Origin of the sequence: Thermomonospora cellulosilytica (assembly GCF_014138835.1) — a bacterium.
GTDB classification, from domain to species: Bacteria; Actinomycetota; Actinomycetes; order Streptosporangiales; family Streptosporangiaceae; genus Thermomonospora; species Thermomonospora amylolytica.
Window position 1 is genome coordinate 3,222,052 of the sequence record NZ_JACJII010000001.1, and the last position, 18,108, is coordinate 3,240,159.

General features: G+C 69.0%; 20 protein-coding genes, 2 tRNA genes and 1 pseudogene. 10 read left to right on the forward strand and 13 right to left on the reverse strand.

Going from position 1 to position 18,108, the window contains the following annotated elements:
* Positions 1-8: 8 nt before the first annotated feature.
* From HNR21_RS15425 to HNR21_RS15435, 3 genes are read right to left on the reverse strand one after another with little or no spacing between them, the layout of a single operon-like run.
* The gene (locus HNR21_RS15425; protein WP_220500172.1) at positions 9-629 is read right to left on the reverse strand and encodes a uracil-DNA glycosylase; all 621 of its coding nucleotides are present in this window, start codon (positions 627-629) and stop codon (positions 9-11) included.
* Entirely contained in the window at positions 629-1,330 is a 702-nt protein-coding gene (locus tag HNR21_RS15430) for a GIY-YIG domain-containing protein (protein ID WP_182705773.1), read from the reverse strand. Before HNR21_RS15430 ends, HNR21_RS15425 begins: the two co-directional genes overlap by 1 nt.
* A complete protein-coding gene (locus tag HNR21_RS15435; protein WP_446697334.1) occupies positions 1,327-2,514 on the reverse strand; it encodes a DUF7662 domain-containing protein in 1,188 nt (395 codons plus the stop codon). The genes HNR21_RS15430 and HNR21_RS15435 overlap by 4 nt, the downstream gene beginning before the upstream one ends.
* A gap of 436 nt (positions 2,515-2,950) precedes the next feature.
* Here HNR21_RS15435 and HNR21_RS36625 point away from each other — a divergent pair.
* Positions 2,951-3,082, forward strand: a pseudogene (locus HNR21_RS36625) (DUF6461 domain-containing protein); the annotation flags it as partial.
* Positions 3,061-3,312, forward strand: a complete 252-nt coding sequence (locus HNR21_RS36630; protein WP_376766625.1) for a DUF6461 domain-containing protein — start codon at positions 3,061-3,063, stop codon at positions 3,310-3,312. The pseudogene HNR21_RS36625 and the gene HNR21_RS36630, both read left to right, overlap by 22 nt.
* 105 nt (positions 3,313-3,417) lie before the next feature.
* Here HNR21_RS36630 and HNR21_RS15445 read toward each other — a convergent pair whose 3' ends face one another.
* Positions 3,418-4,077 (reverse strand): hypothetical protein, encoded by a 660-nt coding sequence (locus HNR21_RS15445; protein ID WP_182705776.1) that lies wholly within the window; start codon positions 4,075-4,077, stop codon positions 3,418-3,420.
* Between the two features lie 608 nt (positions 4,078-4,685).
* Here HNR21_RS15445 and HNR21_RS15450 point away from each other — a divergent pair.
* Positions 4,686-5,252 (forward strand): G5 domain-containing protein, encoded by a 567-nt coding sequence (locus HNR21_RS15450; RefSeq protein WP_182705777.1) that lies wholly within the window; start codon positions 4,686-4,688, stop codon positions 5,250-5,252.
* Between the two features lie 129 nt (positions 5,253-5,381).
* Here HNR21_RS15450 and HNR21_RS15455 read toward each other — a convergent pair whose 3' ends face one another.
* Together HNR21_RS15455 and HNR21_RS15460 are read right to left on the reverse strand one after the other, a co-directional pair.
* Positions 5,382-6,038, reverse strand: coding sequence for a DUF4291 domain-containing protein (locus tag HNR21_RS15455; RefSeq protein ID WP_182708647.1), 657 nt, complete (start codon positions 6,036-6,038; stop codon positions 5,382-5,384).
* Positions 6,039-6,277: 239 nt separating this feature from the next.
* Positions 6,278-6,724: an NUDIX hydrolase gene (locus HNR21_RS15460; RefSeq protein ID WP_182705778.1), complete on the reverse strand. Its 447-nt coding sequence runs from the start codon at positions 6,722-6,724 to the stop codon at positions 6,278-6,280.
* An 817-nt stretch (positions 6,725-7,541) separates the two neighbouring features.
* On the opposite strand from HNR21_RS15460, the gene HNR21_RS15465 reads away from it, so the two are divergent.
* From HNR21_RS15465 to HNR21_RS15475, 3 genes are all read left to right on the forward strand, one after another.
* The gene (locus tag HNR21_RS15465; RefSeq protein ID WP_182705779.1) at positions 7,542-8,687 is read left to right on the forward strand and encodes a winged helix DNA-binding domain-containing protein; all 1,146 of its coding nucleotides are present in this window, start codon (positions 7,542-7,544) and stop codon (positions 8,685-8,687) included.
* Between the two features lie 314 nt (positions 8,688-9,001).
* Positions 9,002-9,289, forward strand: coding sequence for a hypothetical protein (locus HNR21_RS15470; protein WP_220500174.1), 288 nt, complete (start codon positions 9,002-9,004; stop codon positions 9,287-9,289).
* A 3-nt stretch (positions 9,290-9,292) separates the two neighbouring features.
* Positions 9,293-10,051 (forward strand): hypothetical protein, encoded by a 759-nt coding sequence (locus HNR21_RS15475; RefSeq protein ID WP_182705781.1) that lies wholly within the window; start codon positions 9,293-9,295, stop codon positions 10,049-10,051.
* A gap of 407 nt (positions 10,052-10,458) precedes the next feature.
* Here HNR21_RS15475 and HNR21_RS15480 read toward each other — a convergent pair whose 3' ends face one another.
* Both HNR21_RS15480 and HNR21_RS15485 read right to left on the reverse strand, forming a co-directional pair.
* Positions 10,459-10,947, reverse strand: coding sequence for a hypothetical protein (locus HNR21_RS15480; protein ID WP_182705782.1), 489 nt, complete (start codon positions 10,945-10,947; stop codon positions 10,459-10,461).
* Between the two features lie 421 nt (positions 10,948-11,368).
* Positions 11,369-11,442: transfer RNA gene (locus HNR21_RS15485), tRNA-Gly, on the reverse strand.
* A 174-nt stretch (positions 11,443-11,616) separates the two neighbouring features.
* Between HNR21_RS15485 and HNR21_RS15490 the strand changes: the two genes are divergently transcribed.
* Positions 11,617-11,691, forward strand: a tRNA-Pro gene (locus tag HNR21_RS15490).
* Between the two features lie 320 nt (positions 11,692-12,011).
* On the opposite strand, the gene HNR21_RS15495 is transcribed toward HNR21_RS15490, so the two are convergent.
* Positions 12,012-13,370 carry a tetratricopeptide repeat protein gene (locus HNR21_RS15495; RefSeq protein WP_182705783.1) on the reverse strand — a complete coding sequence of 453 codons (1,359 nt, stop codon included), beginning with the start codon at positions 13,368-13,370 and terminating at the stop codon, positions 12,012-12,014.
* A gap of 117 nt (positions 13,371-13,487) precedes the next feature.
* On the opposite strand from HNR21_RS15495, the gene HNR21_RS15500 reads away from it, so the two are divergent.
* On the forward strand, positions 13,488-14,006 hold the full coding sequence (locus HNR21_RS15500; RefSeq protein ID WP_220500175.1) for a hypothetical protein: 519 nt from the start codon (positions 13,488-13,490) through the stop codon (positions 14,004-14,006).
* A gap of 19 nt (positions 14,007-14,025) precedes the next feature.
* Here the strand turns inward: HNR21_RS15500 and HNR21_RS15505 are convergent, their stop codons facing one another.
* The 3 genes from HNR21_RS15505 to HNR21_RS15515 all read right to left on the reverse strand — a co-directional run bounded on the left by HNR21_RS15505 (position 14,026) and on the right by HNR21_RS15515 (position 15,313).
* Positions 14,026-14,166 carry a hypothetical protein gene (locus HNR21_RS15505; RefSeq protein WP_182705784.1) on the reverse strand — a complete coding sequence of 47 codons (141 nt, stop codon included), beginning with the start codon at positions 14,164-14,166 and terminating at the stop codon, positions 14,026-14,028.
* Between the two features lie 154 nt (positions 14,167-14,320).
* Positions 14,321-15,046 carry a hypothetical protein gene (locus HNR21_RS15510; RefSeq protein WP_182705785.1) on the reverse strand — a complete coding sequence of 242 codons (726 nt, stop codon included), beginning with the start codon at positions 15,044-15,046 and terminating at the stop codon, positions 14,321-14,323.
* A 9-nt stretch (positions 15,047-15,055) separates the two neighbouring features.
* Positions 15,056-15,313, reverse strand: coding sequence for a Clp protease N-terminal domain-containing protein (locus HNR21_RS15515; protein ID WP_182705786.1), 258 nt, complete (start codon positions 15,311-15,313; stop codon positions 15,056-15,058).
* A 147-nt stretch (positions 15,314-15,460) separates the two neighbouring features.
* Between HNR21_RS15515 and HNR21_RS15520 the strand changes: the two genes are divergently transcribed.
* Positions 15,461-16,453: a suppressor of fused domain protein gene (locus HNR21_RS15520; RefSeq protein WP_157995799.1), complete on the forward strand. Its 993-nt coding sequence runs from the start codon at positions 15,461-15,463 to the stop codon at positions 16,451-16,453.
* Between the two features lie 148 nt (positions 16,454-16,601).
* Positions 16,602-17,453, forward strand: a complete 852-nt coding sequence (locus HNR21_RS15525) for an NAD-dependent protein deacetylase (RefSeq protein WP_182705787.1) — start codon at positions 16,602-16,604, stop codon at positions 17,451-17,453.
* Here HNR21_RS15525 and HNR21_RS15530 read toward each other — a convergent pair.
* Positions 17,440-18,090, reverse strand: a complete 651-nt coding sequence (locus HNR21_RS15530) for a nitroreductase family protein (protein ID WP_119727742.1) — start codon at positions 18,088-18,090, stop codon at positions 17,440-17,442. The genes HNR21_RS15525 and HNR21_RS15530 overlap by 14 nt on opposite strands.
* Between the last annotated feature and the right edge of the window lie 18 nt (positions 18,091-18,108).

An 18,108-nucleotide genomic window follows, 5' to 3' on the forward strand; every position in this document is an offset into this window, starting at 1 on the left:
AGGGACGGTCAGCGGATGGTCGCGGCCACCTTGTGGTACGTGGCGATCCGATGAGCCCTTCGTTCCTCGCGTATCGCCGGGTCGGCCGACCAAAGCGCCTGGCGGCCGGGGTGATGGGTCGCCTCGACGGTGAACCTGTTGGCCACGGTGGGATATCGCTTGGTGAAGCGCTTCCAGGCCTTCTGGGCATCCACGCCTTGGAGAAGCACCACCTGAAGGTCGGGGAGGAGACCGATGAGGGCGGCGAGAACGGTCACGCCCGCGTCCAGTTCGCGGCTGGTCGGTGCGCGGTTGATGTACCACGGGTAGGCGTTCCACGGCGTGAGGTCCTGGGGCTGGATTCCGGCGGCCTCGAACGCCCGGGCCTGGAACTCGGCGGTGGGGTCGTCGTTCTCGGTGCACAGGAAGCCGGACCCACCACCCTGCTGCGTCGCGGGACCGGGGTCTCTCAGCACCGACAGCACCTTGGCCCGGATCCCGCCATGCCACGGAGCAACGTAGGGCATCCAGCCCCGGCCGTCCTGCTCGCGGAGCGCGTCGACCAGCTCGTTGATCGGACGGACGTGCGGCGCGTACCGGTTTCTCTGCCGCTCCGCGCGGAAGCCCTCGTCCGCCATCAGGCGTGCCATCACATGGCCTTCACGCAGGCTTCCATGGCGTCCAGGAAGGACGGGTCGTAGGGGTCGTCCACGAAGTCGCTGTTCCACAGCCCCGAGGTGCGGACGTTGTCGTTCTTGGCGTGCAGGCCGAGCCAGCCGGGGGTGGTCGGGTGGATGCCGCCGGTGCGCTGGGACAGCAGGGCGATCGCGTTGGCTCGGATGGACTTGCGCTGTTCGAGGTCGGGAACGTCCAGCCAGAGCAACGGCATGGCGCCGATATGGTCGCTCACGGCACGTTCGAGCGGGCGTTCGGCTGCTCGCTGGACCGGGCTTACGTCCTTCTGTCCCCAGGTCTGCGCCACCTCGGCGGGCCAGTCACCGGTCTCCAGCAGTGCGCTGCCGACGTGCTGGCGGAACACCGAGCCGCGGTGGTTGCCCACACCGGCATTGGCCCCGCTCACCGGTCCACGGTGCTGGGCCAACCTGGTCCAGAAGGTGGCCTTCGACGTGGTCCTCAGAGCGTGACTGCCCACGCGTACGACTCGGAGCCCGCCTCCTCCGGCACGGACCTGGCCGTCTTCGAGGAAGAACTCCACGCCGTACTGCGGCCAGCCACTGGCCTCGGTGCAATCCTTCAGCCGGCGCGGCCCGCCGACCCGTTCGGCCAGCTCATCGAGCAGGGCGTAGAACCGGTCGGTGTCCCGTCGACGGTCGGCTTGCAGATTGCTCATGCCAGACGCTCCACAGTCGTTCCCTCCGGATACCGCCCGGCGGGCTGCCGTTGCCAGAAACAGGTGAAGGCATGTCCAAGTCGGCGCGGCACCTCACGCTGAGCTCCCTTGCTCACCCCATTGATGGTGACCAAGTAGGCCATGAGCCCGGCGCTTCGCCAGGGCGTACGCCGTACTAGCTTCGCGTAATCGGTCTTGGCCGCAGCGAAAGCCACTACTGCCGATACGTTCCGACGGTCGGCCTCGGCCATCAGGAGTTCTTCAAGGAGACCGGTCGGCCAGTCTGTCAGGCGCATGGCCTTGTTGTAGTGGCCAGTCGGTTCCTCGGGATGCAGCAACCCGTATCCTCCGCTGAGGATGGCCAAAGGTGCTCCTGTGAATACGGCGTCCCGCAAGCTGGCCTCGGCAGTCGTATAGAACCATCCGTTGTAGCGGTACCAGGCGGGCATCAGCTGCTGCTCGTCCATCTTCGCTGCCGCACGGTTGCATGCTCGGGCCGCCAGCAGTTCAGACGGCCACGACGCCGCCTCCGAGCTCTCCGCGCTTCCGTGGGTTCGCTTCTTCCCCGAACAAGGGATCACCAGCAGAGCGTCGCGGGGGTCGATCTCCTGCAGCGTCCGCAGGTCACCATTGGAGGTCGTGGACACGGCCGTGGGCTTCTCCTGCCGTCTCCCGGTGCCGTGAGCAGCCGGATTGCCTCCGCTTCGACGGAAGGTCACCGACCGCCCCGGCCGGATCCGGACCGCCGTGTAACCCGCGGACTTCCAGGCACGGACATGCGACCGGTCTCCATGCCACCACTGCGGATAATGACGCACCGCCGAAGCCGGAACGCCGCCCACGATCTGGTCCAGCTCGGCCCACGACAGGGTCACCGAGTCCTCATCTTCGGGACGTGCGGTCAAGAACGCGGTGAGCCTGGCCCAGTCGGCCCGTCCCCTGCTCTCACTCGGCACGGCGGCCCACTTTCCACGTGTGATGGCAGTTCCTGCATCGGTACACGTCCCAGTCGACGTAGTGCCACGGTGCCATGGTGTCGTCGGTGGCGTCCTCGGAATCCTCATAAGCCCAGCCTCGATACCCGCCGGCCTCGACATCGGCGGATCCGCAGCGACGGCATGGTCGGCGAGGCGTCCGAGACCAGTGATGGTCACAGGCGGCGCACACCAGGCCGATGCGTCCATCGGGCATCGGGTTGCCCCGCACGTCCTCTTCGGATCCGCAGATCGGGCAGTCCAGCTCCGTCCGCGACCCCTGCGGCAGCCCGCCACGCGGATGAAGCCGCGGCACCCCGCCCCGATCGGCCTCTACGGAGAAAGCCCGCCGGACGCCGGGCGCCACGGCCCAGAAAACCGCTGGACGAAGCCTCGCCAGAGCGGCCACCTTGCGCTGGACGGTGTTCGCCGGAGCAACGACATGCTCCGACGTGGCGACCTCGAACTGGGCAAGCATCCTTTCCAGCTCGGTACGATCGCGCTTGACCTCGGCCACGAGAAGCGGCTCGTCACCGTCCAGGACCGCCAGGTCCAATGCGTCGTATTCGAACGCCACCCGCTGCGCCGGCCAGCGATGCTCGACCACCAGCTCGGCGAACGCCGTCACCTGGATATGAATGACCGCATGGGCCCTACCGCAGCCGACTACGCCTGGTTCGACGAACAGTTCGAGGGTGACCTGACCGAGGCGTACTGCTTCACCGTTGCTCTCGGGCTGATTCCCGAGGAGTACCTGTGTCGCTTGGGCGCGAAGGTCACCGAACGCCGCCAGGGCGTCACCGGCCTGTACGACCTCGCCCTCGACCTCGGCGAGGAGTCCGGGAACACACGTCACCTCCTGCGAGGGCACCGACGGCCCGGCGGCGCTCTCCGTGGAACCCAACGGCTACAGCCTTCGCCTTTGCCGAACGCCTCACCGGCGTCCGTGTGACCCTCTCTCTCCTGAACGACTCCACCTACCTGTGTGGCATCGTCCGTATCCCCTGACGTTCTCTGCGCTGATTCCACCCTGAGCGTGCAGGTCCCGGGCTGGTCGCAGGCGGTGGGTTCACGTCCTGAACGGGTGGAGCTCCTGTCGGGTGAGGTCGTCGATCAAGAGCAGCCTTGCCCGCGCGGGAGCTTCATGTGCTGCTCTCCCGCCCCAGGGGACGGAGGGTTACGGGCGCAGCCGCCGGTCGGTGTCGGCGAGCAGTTGCAGCAGGTCCTCGGAGTCGGTGCGGTCGAGCGCCGTCCTGACGGCGGCTGCGGCGGTCCCGTCAACGAGCCAGGCGATGACCGCCGGTAGGCCGGGCCGGTCTCGTCCCAGTACGCGTTGCCGAGGTGCGGTCGGCCGTTCCACCAGGTCAGCTCGTTGGTGACGAACGTGTGCAGGTGCCGGACGGCGGCCTCGGCGTCCAGCCGTGCCCAGATGGCGAGCTGCAGCGTCACGTCACCGGAAGCCGCGGCGATCGCGCACAGTGCGGCTCCGGCGGCGGGGCGGGCAGGGAACGTCTCCAGCATCCGTCTCCAGAACGCGTCCAGGAACGTCGTGACCGCGTCACGTTGCGGCCAGTCCCGCCATGGCACCAGCCCCAGTTCGCCGAAGACGATCTCCGGATCGGGCCAGCCGAACGCGTCGTCGGCGGCCGGCTCCAGCAGCCGCGGCGCGAAGTACCGGAACTCGTCGAGACCGCCCCAAGCGGTCAGCGCCTTGCGCGAACGCCGCCAGTTCCTCCGCGGACAGGCTCCGCAACGGCCGCCGTACCAGCGCACGCCCGTTCTCCGGTACCACGAAGCAGGTGCCGCCCGGCATGTCCGCGGGACGCGGCACCGTGGCGAACGCCGCATGCAGGTTCTCAACCGCCGACGTGGAGATTCGCACTGGTCGATCTAAAGGGATCGCAGGTTCCCAGACCTCGGCCACTGGTTGACCTGCGGAAACGCTGGGACCAAGGTCTATGAACTCATGATCTCTCAGATCATGCAGGCCGTATGGCTTCGGTCGCAGGCCAAGGCCACACGGAGCTGTTTTCACCCTGAATGCGAACAGGGGTGCCGGTGGCCGCGTCGGTACTCCGGTCAAACGACGCAAGCGCGCGTGAGCAGGGCCAACACAAGAGACCGTTCAGCCGACACCACGCCCAGGTTCATGCGGTCGGCGAGCAAGCCGCCGCCCTCGAGAAACCGGCAGGCCGTCCGCAAGGCATGCTCCCAGAGGGCATCCGGAACAAGGGCAGCCCTAAAGAACGCCATTGGCCCTGTGTACCCGGCGAGAAAGATCTTCTTTCAGCGGATCCGTCATCATTCAGGACTCCTGTCCCTGTCGCCCTGGGCGGGCCGCTGGGTAGCGTGAGCCGCTCTGCGGAGCGGGGAGGGAAACGATGAGGCGTTTCGTTACAGCCATGGTGGCGGTCGGTGTTCTGCTCACCCTCGGCGCCAAATGCGAGCCGGCCACAGCGCCTACGGCCGTGACTCCGGCGGCGACAGATCCAGGGAACGCGGCGCCTTCCACACCTGCGAGCACGGCGACCACGCCGAAGATCGAAAAGCGCACCGTCACCGAAACCGAGGAGATTCCGTTCAAGACCAAGAGGGTGAACGACCCCACCCTCGCCGAGGGCACCACCGAGGTGAGGCGCCGCGGCGTCGCGGGTGTCAGGACCCTCACCTACGAGGTCACCGTCACCGACGGCGTGCAGACGGGCAAGAAACTGGTCCGTGAGGTGGTCACCAAGGCGCCGGTCACCCGGGTCATCGCCGTCGGCACCAAGCAGACCCCGCGGTGCGACCCGAACTACAGCGGTGCCTGCGTGCCGATCGCCGACGATGTCGACTGCGCGGGCGGCGGCGGCAACGGCCCGGCCTACGTGGACGGGCCCGTTCGCATAACCGGCTCGGACATCTATGATCTGGACCGCGACGGTGACGGCATCGCCTGCGACGACTGAACCCGGGTTCGGCGACACGCCCGTCTGGTATTCCAGGTGCTACAGACCGCTGACCGGCCGCCGACTCCGGCAGCGATCATGATGCCCCGCCGAAGGACCACCCAGTCGTGGCCATGATCCGTCTCCGCCTCAAGCAGTCGATCTGGTACGTCCCTCATGTTCAGCCTTCTCCGTCCCAGAGACTGGTGGCTGATCCTGGGTGAGGTGGGTCAGGAGCGCGTCTTGGGCGGGGTAGGGGCGTTCTGCGGGTAGGTGTTGCCGGGCGGCGGTCAGGTCTCCGGTTCGCACGAGGGCGCGGATCTTGTGTGCGAGTGGTGTCACGTCGGTGATGGAGACGGTCCACTCGTCGGCGTAACGGCGTGCGGCGATGCCCTTGAGGCCGAGTTGCAGCGAGCGGTGCGGGAGCGGCTGTAGATGCAGGTCTCGTTCGGGGTCCCATTGGACGCGGGCCGGAGCATGCTTGAGTTGCCGTTGCCAGGTGTCCCGGTCGGGGTGGAGTCCGGGTTCGTAGTGGGACAGGCAGGCGTTCTCGAGCGCCCACTCGAAGCCTTCACGGGTGATCTCGACGGCGAGGACGGTCTCCTGGTTGGTCTTGGTGCCCCAGCCTGAGCGGTACATCATCCACAGGAAGGACGGCTTGATCCAGGTCATCCGGTCCCGCTTCCAGGCCGCCGGGAAGCGGCCCTCGCGGGCTGCTGCCAAGCCTATCTGCGGTGCGTACGCCTGGTAGACGGTGATCGTGGATGCCGTGTAGAGCGCACGGATCTGATGCTTGGGCACTTGCATGACGACCATGATCAGGCCAGCCATTACCTGCGGGCCACCGCTTTATCGGACGAACGTACCCACCAGCGGTGTGAGGCCCGGCGGCCTGCAGAATGACCGCGAATGACACGGCGGCCCGGACGAGCGCAAATGGACGGCGATCAAGGGCGGGGCTCAGTCATCCCATAGCCGGGGATGCGTAGCCGTCGAACGGCTCACCGCCGGTGACGGAGATGGGTAGGCGCATCTGTGGTCGAACCTCAGTCCCAGTCGCCGTAGACGGAGAATCCCTGACCCTGCCGGATGCGGGGGATGGCGTGGGCGATGTAGTCGAGGGTCTGACAGGGGAGGGCGGCGGGATCGGCCCACCAGGTCCGGGCGCACTTGTGCGGCTCGCAGTTCGCGGGCTCCCCACGCCACCGGGACGTGGCGAAGAAGAACCCGATCCGGGCCTCCTCGCCGGCCCTGCGCAGGTGACAGACATGAACGCACGTCAGATCGCCGGGCTCGATCGAGACTCCCACCTCCTCTTCGGCCTCTCGGATGGCGGCGTCGAGGACCGTCTCGTCGTCCTCCAGGTGCCCGCTCGGCAGTCCGGCCTGACCGTCGGCGTAGCCGGTGTTGGCGCGCTCCATCATCAGGATCCTGCCATCGGAACGCGTCAGGAGAACGTGGACGTCCACAATGGTGCGATGCCGGTCCGACACGCCTTGCCTCCAGGAATCGGCCTGTGCAGGCCCTTATTATCAACGAATCGCGTGGCTGCAGATTAGCCGACGGACTCGGTGGCAGTCATTGATATTGAGCATCATGATGCAGGCCATATCGTGCATAGGCGGCGCTCGATATCGCAATATGTGATCTCCGTGCTTGGAGGCTGCAAGATAGGGAGCCTTTTTCGGTACGTGCAGGTCTCGTGTGCCTGGAGCACGAGGACGGCTTTGGCGATGTGGTCGGCGCGGTGGGGGCGGCAGCGGAGCCGGTGCAGGATGCGCCAGGTCTTGGGCTGGGCGATGCCGCGTTCCCCGGGCTGCGCGGCCGGGCGTTGGCCCGGTTGGCGTCTTTGAGGACGTCGGGCCTGTTGCGGCCCCGGTAGGGGGTGAGCATGGGATGGCCTGCGCCGAGGGAGCCCTTGTCGGCCAGTGCCAGCGGCCCGGTGGCCTTGAGGGCGCGCGGGATGCCCCGGATCCGGGGCGGCCTTCAGGTCGTGCACGCTGCCGGGCAGCGCACCCGGCACCCACCAGGACGCCGCCGAGGGTGGCCAGGACCTGCAGGTTCATCCCGTGCCGGTGGTGTTCTCCGGAGTAGAACGGGCGGTCGGCCGCCAAGCGAAGGTCATGCAGTGTTCGCTCCGGCTCCTTCGGCCCGGGCGATAAGGTCGATTTCGGCGAGGATCTGCGCGTGGTGTTCCGCGAGCGCGATCTCTACGCCCGTGCATGTCACGGCGTCGGCTCGATCTGATCGCTCGACCCATCGGGCACAGGCCGTCGGCTTCGTGCGAAGACTGGAGAAGACGACCACGACATGAGGATCACTGCTCGGACGCTCAACCGGGCCGTCCTCGCACGGCAGCTACTGCTCGGGCGCGAGTCTGTCGGCGTTGTCGACGCGGTACGACGTGTGGTCGCCCTGCAGGCACAGCAGCCCGCCTCACCGTACCTCGCGCTGTGGAACCGGCTCGCCGGTTTCACCCCGGCCGACCTCGACGCCGCCGTCGCCGCTCACCAGGTGGTCAGGACGACGCTGATGCGGGTCACGTTGCACGCGGTCCACGCCGCGGACTACCGGGTCTTCCGCGAGGCCATGGATCCGACGCTGCGTGCCGCCCGGCTCGGGGACCGTCGCTTCACGGCGTCCGGGCTCACCGCCGGCGACGCCGACGCGCTGATCCCGGACCTGCTGGAGTACGCAGACCGGCCGCGGACCGCCGACGAGATGAGGGCCTGGCTCGAAGAACGACTGGGCGCACCGATGGATGCTGATGCATGGCGGATGTTGCGGCAGTACGCGCCTCTGCTGCACGCGCCCACCGGGGGTCCGTGGTCGTTCGATGGCCGGCAGTCGTACGTGGCGGCGAGCACCCGGCCGGTGCTGGCGGATCCGGATGTCTCCGCCAAGGCGTTGCAGATCCTGATCCGCCGCTACCTGGAGGGTTTCGGACCGGCGACGGTGGCGGACATGGCCCGGTTCGCGACGGTCCAGCAGACGCGGGTCAAGGCCGCGGTACAGGCGCTGAGCGACGAGCTCGAGCGTCTGGAAGGGCCCGACGGCGCGGTGATGTACGACCTTCCCGACGCACCGCGCCCACCCGAGGACACCCCGGCCCCGCCGAGGCTGATGGCGATGTGGGACAGCATCCTGCTGGCCCACGCCGACCGGAGCCGCTTCATTCCGCCCGCCCACCGCACGCATGTGATCCGCAGGAACGGCGACGTGCTGCCGACCCTGCTGGTCGACGGCCATGTCGCGGGTGTGTGGCGCGCGGTCGAGAAAGGGATCGAGGCCACCGCCTTCCATCCCCTCTCCGACGAGATATGGGAGGAACTCGCAGCAGAGGCCCGCTCCCTGCTGTCGCTCCTCGCCGACCGCGAACCGGCGGTCTACCGCCGCTACGACCACTGGTGGACCAAACTCCCCGACGCCGACACCCGGATCCTCCCCGAGCGATAGGGACACCCACCCAGAACCACCACGTAGGACACGCCCCAAGGACATCCCGTTCACGCACCGCTGGGTGGGGCAACTCGAACGGCCTGAGCCGCCCGCCCCAGCCGTATGAGGATCCACGTCGTTGCCCAGATGCCGGCCGTCTACACCGCCATTGCCGACCACCGAGCGACCACCGTCCCGGCATGGTGAGCGCCGGCTCACCGAATGGGCCAACCGCCCAGGCGACCTCGTCTCAGACCTGCCTCCATCGCTCTCGTGCTCAGATCGGTAGAGAAGTACCATGGGGTACCGAGAGAGGTATGGAGGTGATCGTCGTGGCTGCCACCAAGCCCCGCTCGGGGCGGGCCACCGCGCCGCTGAAGGTTGATGCGGAGACGGACGAGCTGATCACAGACGGCGCCCACTTCCTCGGCATGACCAAGAAGGACCTGGTGAGCGAAGCCGTCCGCGCCTACCTGGAATCCCGCCGCGAGGAGATGCGACAGGCCATGCTCGAAAAGCTCCGCAGGCTCGACGGAACGGCGACCTCCAGTGTTTCCCTGCTCACCGGCATCCCCGCCGAGGACATCGAGCGGCTCGGCGGTATCAGCGAGGACACCTGACCGATGGAGCCGGCCCGGCCGACCCTACGAGCGCTGCGGGAGGATCTACGCCTCCCGCTGCCCCCGCTCGACCAGCCCTTGGACGAGATCGGCCACCCACTGCTGGCCAAGGCCCGCGCCCAGTTCGCCGCGGACGGCACCGGCCACGAGCGGATCCGCGCGATCGACGACGAGATCGTCTTCAAGGTCAAGATCCAGCGATGGCGCGGCGCCGTCTGGCTCGACACGCACATTCCCTGGCTGATCGCCGCCGGCATCCGCGAGGACGGCTCCGGCGACGATTTCTACCAGGCCCTCGCGCGTGACGCCCAGGCAGCCCGCGCCCGCTACAACACCGAGAACGCCAAGCCGATCGGCGGCAAGACCTACATCGGCCACCTGCTGCCCACCGACGACGACCACAAGCGCCACCAGTTGGAAGCAGGCACCCGCCTGGTCCGACGGCTGATCACCGTCATCCGCGACCTGACACGCGGATCCCTGCACGACGGCCACGAGCACGCCGCCGACCTGTCCGGATTCCGGCTGGGCATCGTGGTCCGCGCCGACGACGGACATGAGACCTACGTGGCCGTGAAGATCACCGGCTCCGTCCCCGACGACCTGGTCGCCGTGATCCTGCGCCATGTCCCCGGCTGTGACCCCGAACTGTGGGACACCGCCGTCCGCCTCCCCGAACGCAGCCTCTACGGTCCCGAACAGGCCTGGTTCAACATCATGGACCCCAAGGCCACCGCCAGCCTCCTGGAAGAGAACACCTGACCGGCCAACTCGCCAGAAGGCGAATCGGGGCCTCTCAGCAGCGGAGTCGGCCTATTCGTGCGGTTTTCCGTCCTGTTTGGGAAGGCCTCGGCAGGCCAAGGCCATGTCCGGCACTGCCTGGATTCTGTGGATTGTGCGGCGTTGACATCCGCGGCTTCGTGTACCTGAGCGTGGCTGGTGACCACTGGCCGTGCGCTGTTTCCGACGGGAATGGGGTTCTGAAGACAGAGTGTCACGGCAGCCGATCGGCTCCGGTGCTGAGTAGCAGCGGCCACCTGCGGCCGGTCGGCTGTCACTCGGGCAAACGTCTCGGCGCGGATGAACCTGCAGGGCGCCTCTGGCCTGGGTGCTCAGCTCATGGACACTGCTTGTGTTGGCGTATCCGGCGAGCGCCGGCTGCTGGCTCCCTAAGACACGGCTTCCGTTGGTTGATGTCTGGGGGAAGGGAGCGGGGGACGGGCGACGGGCTTCTCCGTCAGCGCACCTCGCTTCTGTAGGACGTCGTTCCGGGTGGCGTTGATGAACCGCAACCGGGTGCTCTCCATCTCATCCCTGGCCTGCTCCCAGGACGCTTCGTCGGTTATCTCGCCGCGGTCGATCCGGGCACGTTGCAGCCAGAAGACCTCGTCCATCCGGTAGGCGGCGCGGATGACCTTCCGCGAGCCGACGAGCCACATCAAGGCCAGCGCCTCGTTCCACGCGGTCCAGTCAACGGCCTCGCCATGCCGCCACTTCCGCCGCAGGGCGAGCTGGCACTTCGTCGACTCCGCGATGATCGCCTGGCAGGCCTCGACCTGCCTGTCCCTGGCCCAGTGGCGCCGCTGCGCCCGGGTGGACAGCACCGCCCCGGTCACCACGCCGAGCAAGGTGGCGGTCGCGCCTCCGGCGCTGGACACGACGACCTCCCACGGAAATGGCCACCCCTCCTTGCCGTCTCCGGGAAGGCTCGCAGAGCCTGCGGTGACCGACCATGGCAGGGAACACAGATCTGCCGAAGAAGCAAGAAAACAGCGATGCAGAGGGCGGTCGGTACGCCGCCACCGTCGGCGCGTGCCTCCTCGGTGGTGAGAGTCAAGGTCGGCCTCTCGGCCTGCGGTCTCGTTCACCCTCCACTGTGAGCCGCTCAGCTCGTCCTGCCCGGAGCCTCTGAGGGCGGTCACGCGGCCATCCCCATGAGGGCCTCGGTGGTGCCGGTGGGGACTCGTGGGTGATCGCCGATGTCCAATCGGGGTGGCGGGTGCCGGGTGATAGATGGGTGATAAAAGATCTTCGGCCTGATCATCTTGGCGATGATCAGGCCGGTGACCTGGGGAAACGTGGAGCGGGCGACGGGAATCGAACCCGCGTAGCCAGTTTGGAAGACTGGGGCTCTACCATTGAGCTACGCCCGCATGCGGGGCCAAGGAACCCGAGGGGATGGGCCTTGGTCCCGGACGTAGCGTACTAGCTTCCCGGCGGGGTTCGCGCGTGGGATGGGCCACCCGAGGACCGGCGCATCAATCGGGATGGCGTGAGGGCGGATCCGCACTAAACTTTCACCGGTCGCCGTATCGGCGGCCGGTGACCGGGGTGTGGCGCAGCTTGGCTAGCGCGCGTGCTTTGGGTGCACGAGGCCGTGGGTTCGAATCCCGCCACCCCGACGCAGAGTCCCAGGTCGGAGGCCTGATCATCGTGGAGATGGTCAGGTCTCCGGTCGTTTGGCCGTGGGGTCCGACGTCATGACAGGGGGTCGAGCTCGGCGAGCCGGCCTGCCAGGACGATCAGGATCTGCGTGGCCGGTGGGCTGGTGGTTCGCAGGCGGCGAGGTGGGCGTCGTCGCCTCCATCCGGCTCTGCACCGTGGACAGGCGGTGCTTCCACGTGCTCGAGAAGGCGGGGGACCCCGTCCAGCCCTGCGCATGGTCCCGCAGGCGCTTCGGTGATCGGGATCAAGCGCTGCGTATCAGCGTGAGGGTGTCCCGTCAGAAGGGCGGCTTCTCCGACTCGCTTACCGAGACCCAGGGATCTGCGCCGATCGGGGAGACGGATTTCGGGTGGTGCAGGACGGTCATGGCCTCCTTGACGCGTCCTCGGTGGATGAGCAGCTCGGCCAGGCGGTTCTCGTTGCCTCCGCTGGCGCTGGGGGGCGACTGCAGGACCGCGATGGCCTCGTCCAGCCGGCCGGCGTCGGTCAGCAGGTCGGAGAGGAGCCATGCTCCGTACCAGGTGTCGGCCTCGGGATGTGCTCGCACCTCCGTGATCGCCTGCTCCGTGCGACCGCAGTAGGTCAGCAGGCAGGTACGTTCGCGGAACAGTTCCCACGACATGCCGCCGGCCTGTGCGGCGAGATCGTCGATGACCGCGAGCGCCTCATCGGCACGGCCGTGGTCGGCCATCAGCGTCCACAGCATCCGAAGGGCGCATCCGCAGTCGCCGCCCACCGAACTCGGCACGGGCAGCAGGACCTCGATCGCCTCGTCGGCCCTGCCGTGCCGGGTCAGCAGTTCGGCGAGCGCCATCGACGGATTCCGCGATCCATCCGCGGCGAACGGCCGAAGCACCTCGATGGCGCCTTCCACGTCTCCGCGTTCTTCCAGGAATTCGGCCAGGTGATAGGCCGCATTCTCACCGCCTTTCCCGGCGACGTAGTCCCGCAGTTCGTCCTCTCCGCCATGGCGGACCAGCAGGTCGGCGAGCTGGTCACGGCCGTTGATCGGTCCCAGGCGGGTGGTGTGCAACAGGGCCGCCGCCTCATCGATCCGCCCCTGCCGCTCGCGCACCCTGGCCAGCAGCTCCACGGCGTTCATGGGCTCCGCACACCACCACTCGTCGGCTTGGCGCAGGGCCTCGACGTGCGCCTCCAGCAGGCCGGCCACCTCCTCGTCCCGGCCCAGGCCGGCGGTGACGTCGACCAGAGCCTCGGCGAGGAACCAGTCCTCGGTGTGCGGGCGCAACAGCTCGAACGCCTCGTCCTTACGGCCGATCCGATCCAGCAGCCTCGCCAGATGTTCCAGGGCGAGCCGTTCGCCGGTCTCCGCGTACGGGCGGACCAGAGCGATCGCTTCCTCCGCGCGTCCCCAGCCGTCGAGGATGTCGGCGACCTCTCTGGCCGCGCCGGCCCAGCCCGCGTCCACGAAGGGAGCCAGCACGTCCAGGGCCGCATCCCGTTGGCCCTGTTCGATCAACGTCTGCGCCCACGCACGCGCGCAGAACCAATCCCCGTTGCGGGCCTGCAGTCGCACCTCGTCAATGTGGCCCTGCTCGATCAGCAATGAGACCAGCCAGGGCGGGATCCAACCGTCGTAGGTGCGGGCCCGTCGGTCAAGCTCGTCGGCGTTCACGACGCCGGACGCTAGCGACCAGCACCGACAAACCGTCCATCGTGCCGCCCCCTCCGCACCTTCGTGGCCGGTCTCATCCGCGCATTGCCGTCGGCTCCCGCCTGTTACAAAAGGGGCATGACCGTCTTCTTCTGCTCCAAGTGCGGAGCTGCGCTCACGCAGGAGCTTGAAGCACTGCCCGGTGTTCCCGAGCTCAAGGATCTCGATAGTGAACGGGACCCGGAGACTCGACGAGCACCGTCCACGGTTCCTCGCGGCTACTACGCGATCGATACGGAACCGTGGGGAGCGCCCTATGTGCCGCAGCAGGATCAGGAGGACCCCGAGCCCGCACAGCCACGCAGTCCGTTCATGATCATGGATGACGCGTTCGTGATCTCCGCCGGAATGACCAACAGCGTGGTGGTGCACCCGGACGACGTGCCGGACCTTCAGCCATTGCCCGATTGGGCCAACAGCGCCGGTTGCTGCGGCCTTCAGGCACATACGGGCTCAATCTCGCCTGCCCTTGTGGTGAGCCCATCGCCACCCTGGCCGCAGATTGCACGGGTCCGTACGAGCTGCACCTGGATCCCGTACGGGTGCACGCCTCCGATCAGTGAACTGCTTTCAAAAGAAGAGGCCCAATGGCGATGATGCGCCGTGGCGTCCCGGGTCAGCCGGGCACTAGTTGGCGCGCCAGGGTCTGGATGCCGGTCAGTGAGTCGGCTGCCGGCTGGCCGAGTTCCAGGGTGTGCTCCCGGAAACCGCCGGGCCGCTGTGCGGTGGTCGCCTTCCTGGTCGAGGGCAACGGCATCGGCCGGGACTGGAAATGCCGTGCGTGTGCGCTGAGACGCCTCGGATATAGCGTGCGGGAGCATTTTGGTGCGGTGGTCGGCATTGCTCGGCGCGGACCGCTTACGTGGCATCGTCCTTTCTGGGCATGGCCACGCCGCACGGGGAGATCGCGTTCATTCCTCGGGGGAACGGCCGGCGGCGGTGCGCAGGCGGGCGGTGAGCAGGGCGGTGCGGTGCTGGAGGGCCTTGGCGCGCTGGGCGGTGCCGGTCGCCAGGTCGTGCGGGGCGGCGGGGCAGACGGCCACGTGGCGGCGGCGGGCGGCCGCCTGCAGGGCGGTGCCGATCTCGGGGCGGCGGTCCATGCACAGGGCGGCGAACAGGCCGGCCTCGATGCGCTTCACGCCGCCCAGGCGGCCCAGGTAGACGATCTCGCAGGGGACGGGCGGGCGGTCGGGGCGTTCCTCCAGCAGGTCCTGGCGGGCCGCCAGGACCAGGGCGGTCACGGTCTGGACGGCCTGCCGCACCGCCCACCTGCGGCCGGGAACGGGCGGGAGCCGGTCGCGGACCTGGTCGATCACGGACTCGGAGACCGGGCCGAGCAGGAGGTCGTCGACGGTGCGGGTGCGGATCTCGATGACCTTCTCCCAGCGGACCTCCTCGCCGTCGAAACCGAGCCCGTCCGGCCCGAACTCGATGGCGCCGAAGCGGTCGAGCAGCCCGAGCACCCGCCCGGCGCCGCGCGGGACCTTCGGGTGGCGGCGCAGCATCCCGCCGATCGACAGCTTCCACGGCTCCTCGCCCGGCAGCGGCATCGCGTCCAGGGTGGCGGTCGCCCACCGCGACTCGCCCTCATCGGGCACGTCATCGGGAACGTCCCGCTTGGTCAGGTCGACGGTCATGAGCCCCCCTCATGGCGTTCGGCGAGCAGGTCCCGCAGCCGGGCGACCTCGTCGATCGCGGTCACCGGCCGAGGTCACCTCCTGTCGCAGGGGCTCCGGAGCGAGCGACAGCGCTTGCAGCATCGCGCCCGCGATCCCCTGTTCCGAGCCGGATGTCAGGGCCAGCAGCACATGGCCGGTCTCCACCTCGTCGTGGTCCCATGCGCGGGCCTGGGCCCGCGCCGACTCGATGACGCGGCGGGCGCACGCGGTGTACGGGCCGTCCATGCCTTGTACGACTCCCGAGAGGAAGGCGGAAGTTTCTGGACGAAACATGACGAGAGGTGTGACCTGTGACACATCGCGGATCGTCCCGTCCCGGTGGCGCGTCGGTAAAGGGCACCGAAGCCGACCACGAGGCCGTGAGGGATGGGCATGCTCGTCTACCAGAACTGGGAAGCGATCGACGCGGTGCTGAAGGAGCGTTACGGGGACGTCCCGCGGCTGGAATGGGCTCCGCCGGTGCCGTACCGGCCGATGGGGCCGACGCCGGTGGGGCGGTTCGTCACCAATCTCATCGTGGTGTATCCGCGGACCACGCCCGTCCCGCACTGGCATCTCATCGGGTACGCGCTGACCGCCCCCTACGAGGAGCGCGGTTACGAGTTCACGCTGCGGGTGCCGCGCCGCCCCGAGGACGGCGACGCCCCGCCCAACTGGGCGATGCACGAAATGGAACAGCTGGCCTCGTACGTCTCCCGCAGCGGCAACGACTTCGCCGTCGGGCATTTCCTCGAAATCCGGGACCCGATCGACCCCGAGGTCCCGGACTCGGCGATCCGGGCCGGCGGGTTCGCGCTGGACCCCGAGCTGGGGGTGCTGGACACCGCGATCGGGCGGATCACGTTCCTGCAGTTCGTCGGGATCACCGAAGACGAACTGCACTCCGCGCAGGCGTGGAACGTGGAGGGCCTGCTGGGCGCGCTGCAGCCGCATCTGCCGCTGCTGGTCACCGACCTGCACCGGTCCTCGCTGGCGCACCTGCCCGACGTGGTGCGGGCGGTGGAGGAGGGGGCCCGCAGGGAGGGCTCCGGCACCGGCTACCTGTTCCTGCACCAGCTCGACGCCCAGGTCGGCGGGCAGGCGGGCGGGGTGCGGGTGACCATGGGAGCCCAGCACGTGCCGCAGTTCACCCGGGTGCTGCCGGGCCGGATCCCGCACGGCGCCCCGCTGATCCTGCGGGCCGGGCACCGCGCCCCGGTGGTGTTCCTGCCGGGTCAGGAGTTCTCCTACAACGACACCGACCAGGCGCTGGAGATCTTCATCCCGGCGGACGCCAGCAGGCAGCTGGCCGCCGCGGTGACCGCGACGCCCGGGGACTACCGCGTTCCGTCGCTGCCCGAGCTGACCATCACCATCGAGCCCTGACGCGGTCCCGGCGGGTCCGGGGAAGCCGTCGCCGTGACGGGCGACCCGCCGGTGCCGGGATCCCGGTCCGCCCGCTCCCGGCGGACCGGGACACCCGCCCGTTCCCGGCGGATGGGGACACCCGCCCGCGTCGGGCACCATGGAGGACATGACGCAGGCTGTCGGCGCCGGACGGGCCACCGGGTTCGAGCTGCTGGCCGATCTGGTCGCCGACGGCGACGTGGTGGTGCTGAGCGGCGCCGGGCTGTCCACCGAGTCCGGGATCCCCGACTACCGGGGCGAGACCGGCCGCAGGCGGCGGGCGACGCCGATGACGTACCAGACGTTCGTCGGCAGTGCGGAGGCCCGCCGGCGGTACTGGGCGCGCAGCCATCTGGGCTGGCGGCACGTGGCCCGCGCCGCCCCCAACGCCGGGCACCGCGCCGTCGCCGAGCTGCAGCGGCGCGGGCTGGTCACCGGGATCATCGCCCAGAACGTGGACGGCCTGCACCAGGCCGCCGGGGCCACCGGCGTGATCGAGCTGCACGGCAGCCTGGACCGGGTCCGCTGCCTGGACTGCGGCGAGCGGACCCCGCGCGACGACCTGGACCGGCGGCTGCGCGAGGCCAACCCGGGCTGGGCCGCCCGCGCCGCGGAGTTCAACCCGGACGGGGACGCGGTGCTGACCGACGAGGAGGTGGCCGCGTTCCGGATCGTGGACTGCGCCGGCTGCGGCGGCGTCCTCAAACCGGACGTGATCTTCTTCGGCGAGAACGTCCCGCCCGACCGGGTGCGGACCTGCTACGACCTCACCGAACGGGCCGGGGTGCTGCTGGTGCTGGGCTCCTCGCTGACCGTGATGTCGGGGTACCGGTTCGTCCGGCACGCCGACCGGCACGCCGTTCCCGTCGCGATCGTCAACCAGGGCCCCACCCGGGGCGACGGCCACGCGACGGTCATCCTCGACGCCCCGCTCGGCGCGACCCTCACCGCGCTGGTCGCCCGGCTCACCAGCCGTTGACGTGCAGGATGCCGTCCAGCGGCTGCCGCGGCGCGGGGCGGAACGTGTCGCCGGTGTAGTACGCGGTCGGGACCAGCGCCCCCTGCCGCACGTCCTCCGGCAGCCCCAGCAGCTCGGCGACCTCGCGTTCGTACTGCAGGTGCAGGGAGGTCCACGCGGTGCCCAGGCCCCGGGCGCGGGCGGCCAGCATGTAGTTCCACACCGCGGGCAGCAGCGACCCCCACAGCCCGGCCTGGTTGCCCTTCGGGAGCTCGCCGCCCGGAACGCGCAGGCAGGGGATCAGCAGCACCGGCACCCGTTCCATGACCTCGGCGAGGTAGGCGGCGCTGGCGCCCACCCGCCGCTGCACCGCCGCCCGCTCCGGGTCGTCGGCGTACAGCTTGTCCGCCGACGCCCGGGAGCCGCTGTAGAGGTCCCACGCCTGCCGGTAGTACTCGGCGACCTTGGTCTTGATCTGCGGGTCGGTCAGCACCACCCACTGCCAGCCCTGGGCGTTGCTCCCGCTGGGCGCCTGGATGGCGATCTCGAGGCACTCGCGGATCAGCTCCATCGGCACCGGCCGGTCCAGGTCCAGCCGCCGCCGCACGGCACGGGTGGTGGTCAGCAGCTCGTCGGGCGTCAACGGCAGAGTCGTCATGATCGCATCGTCGCATGC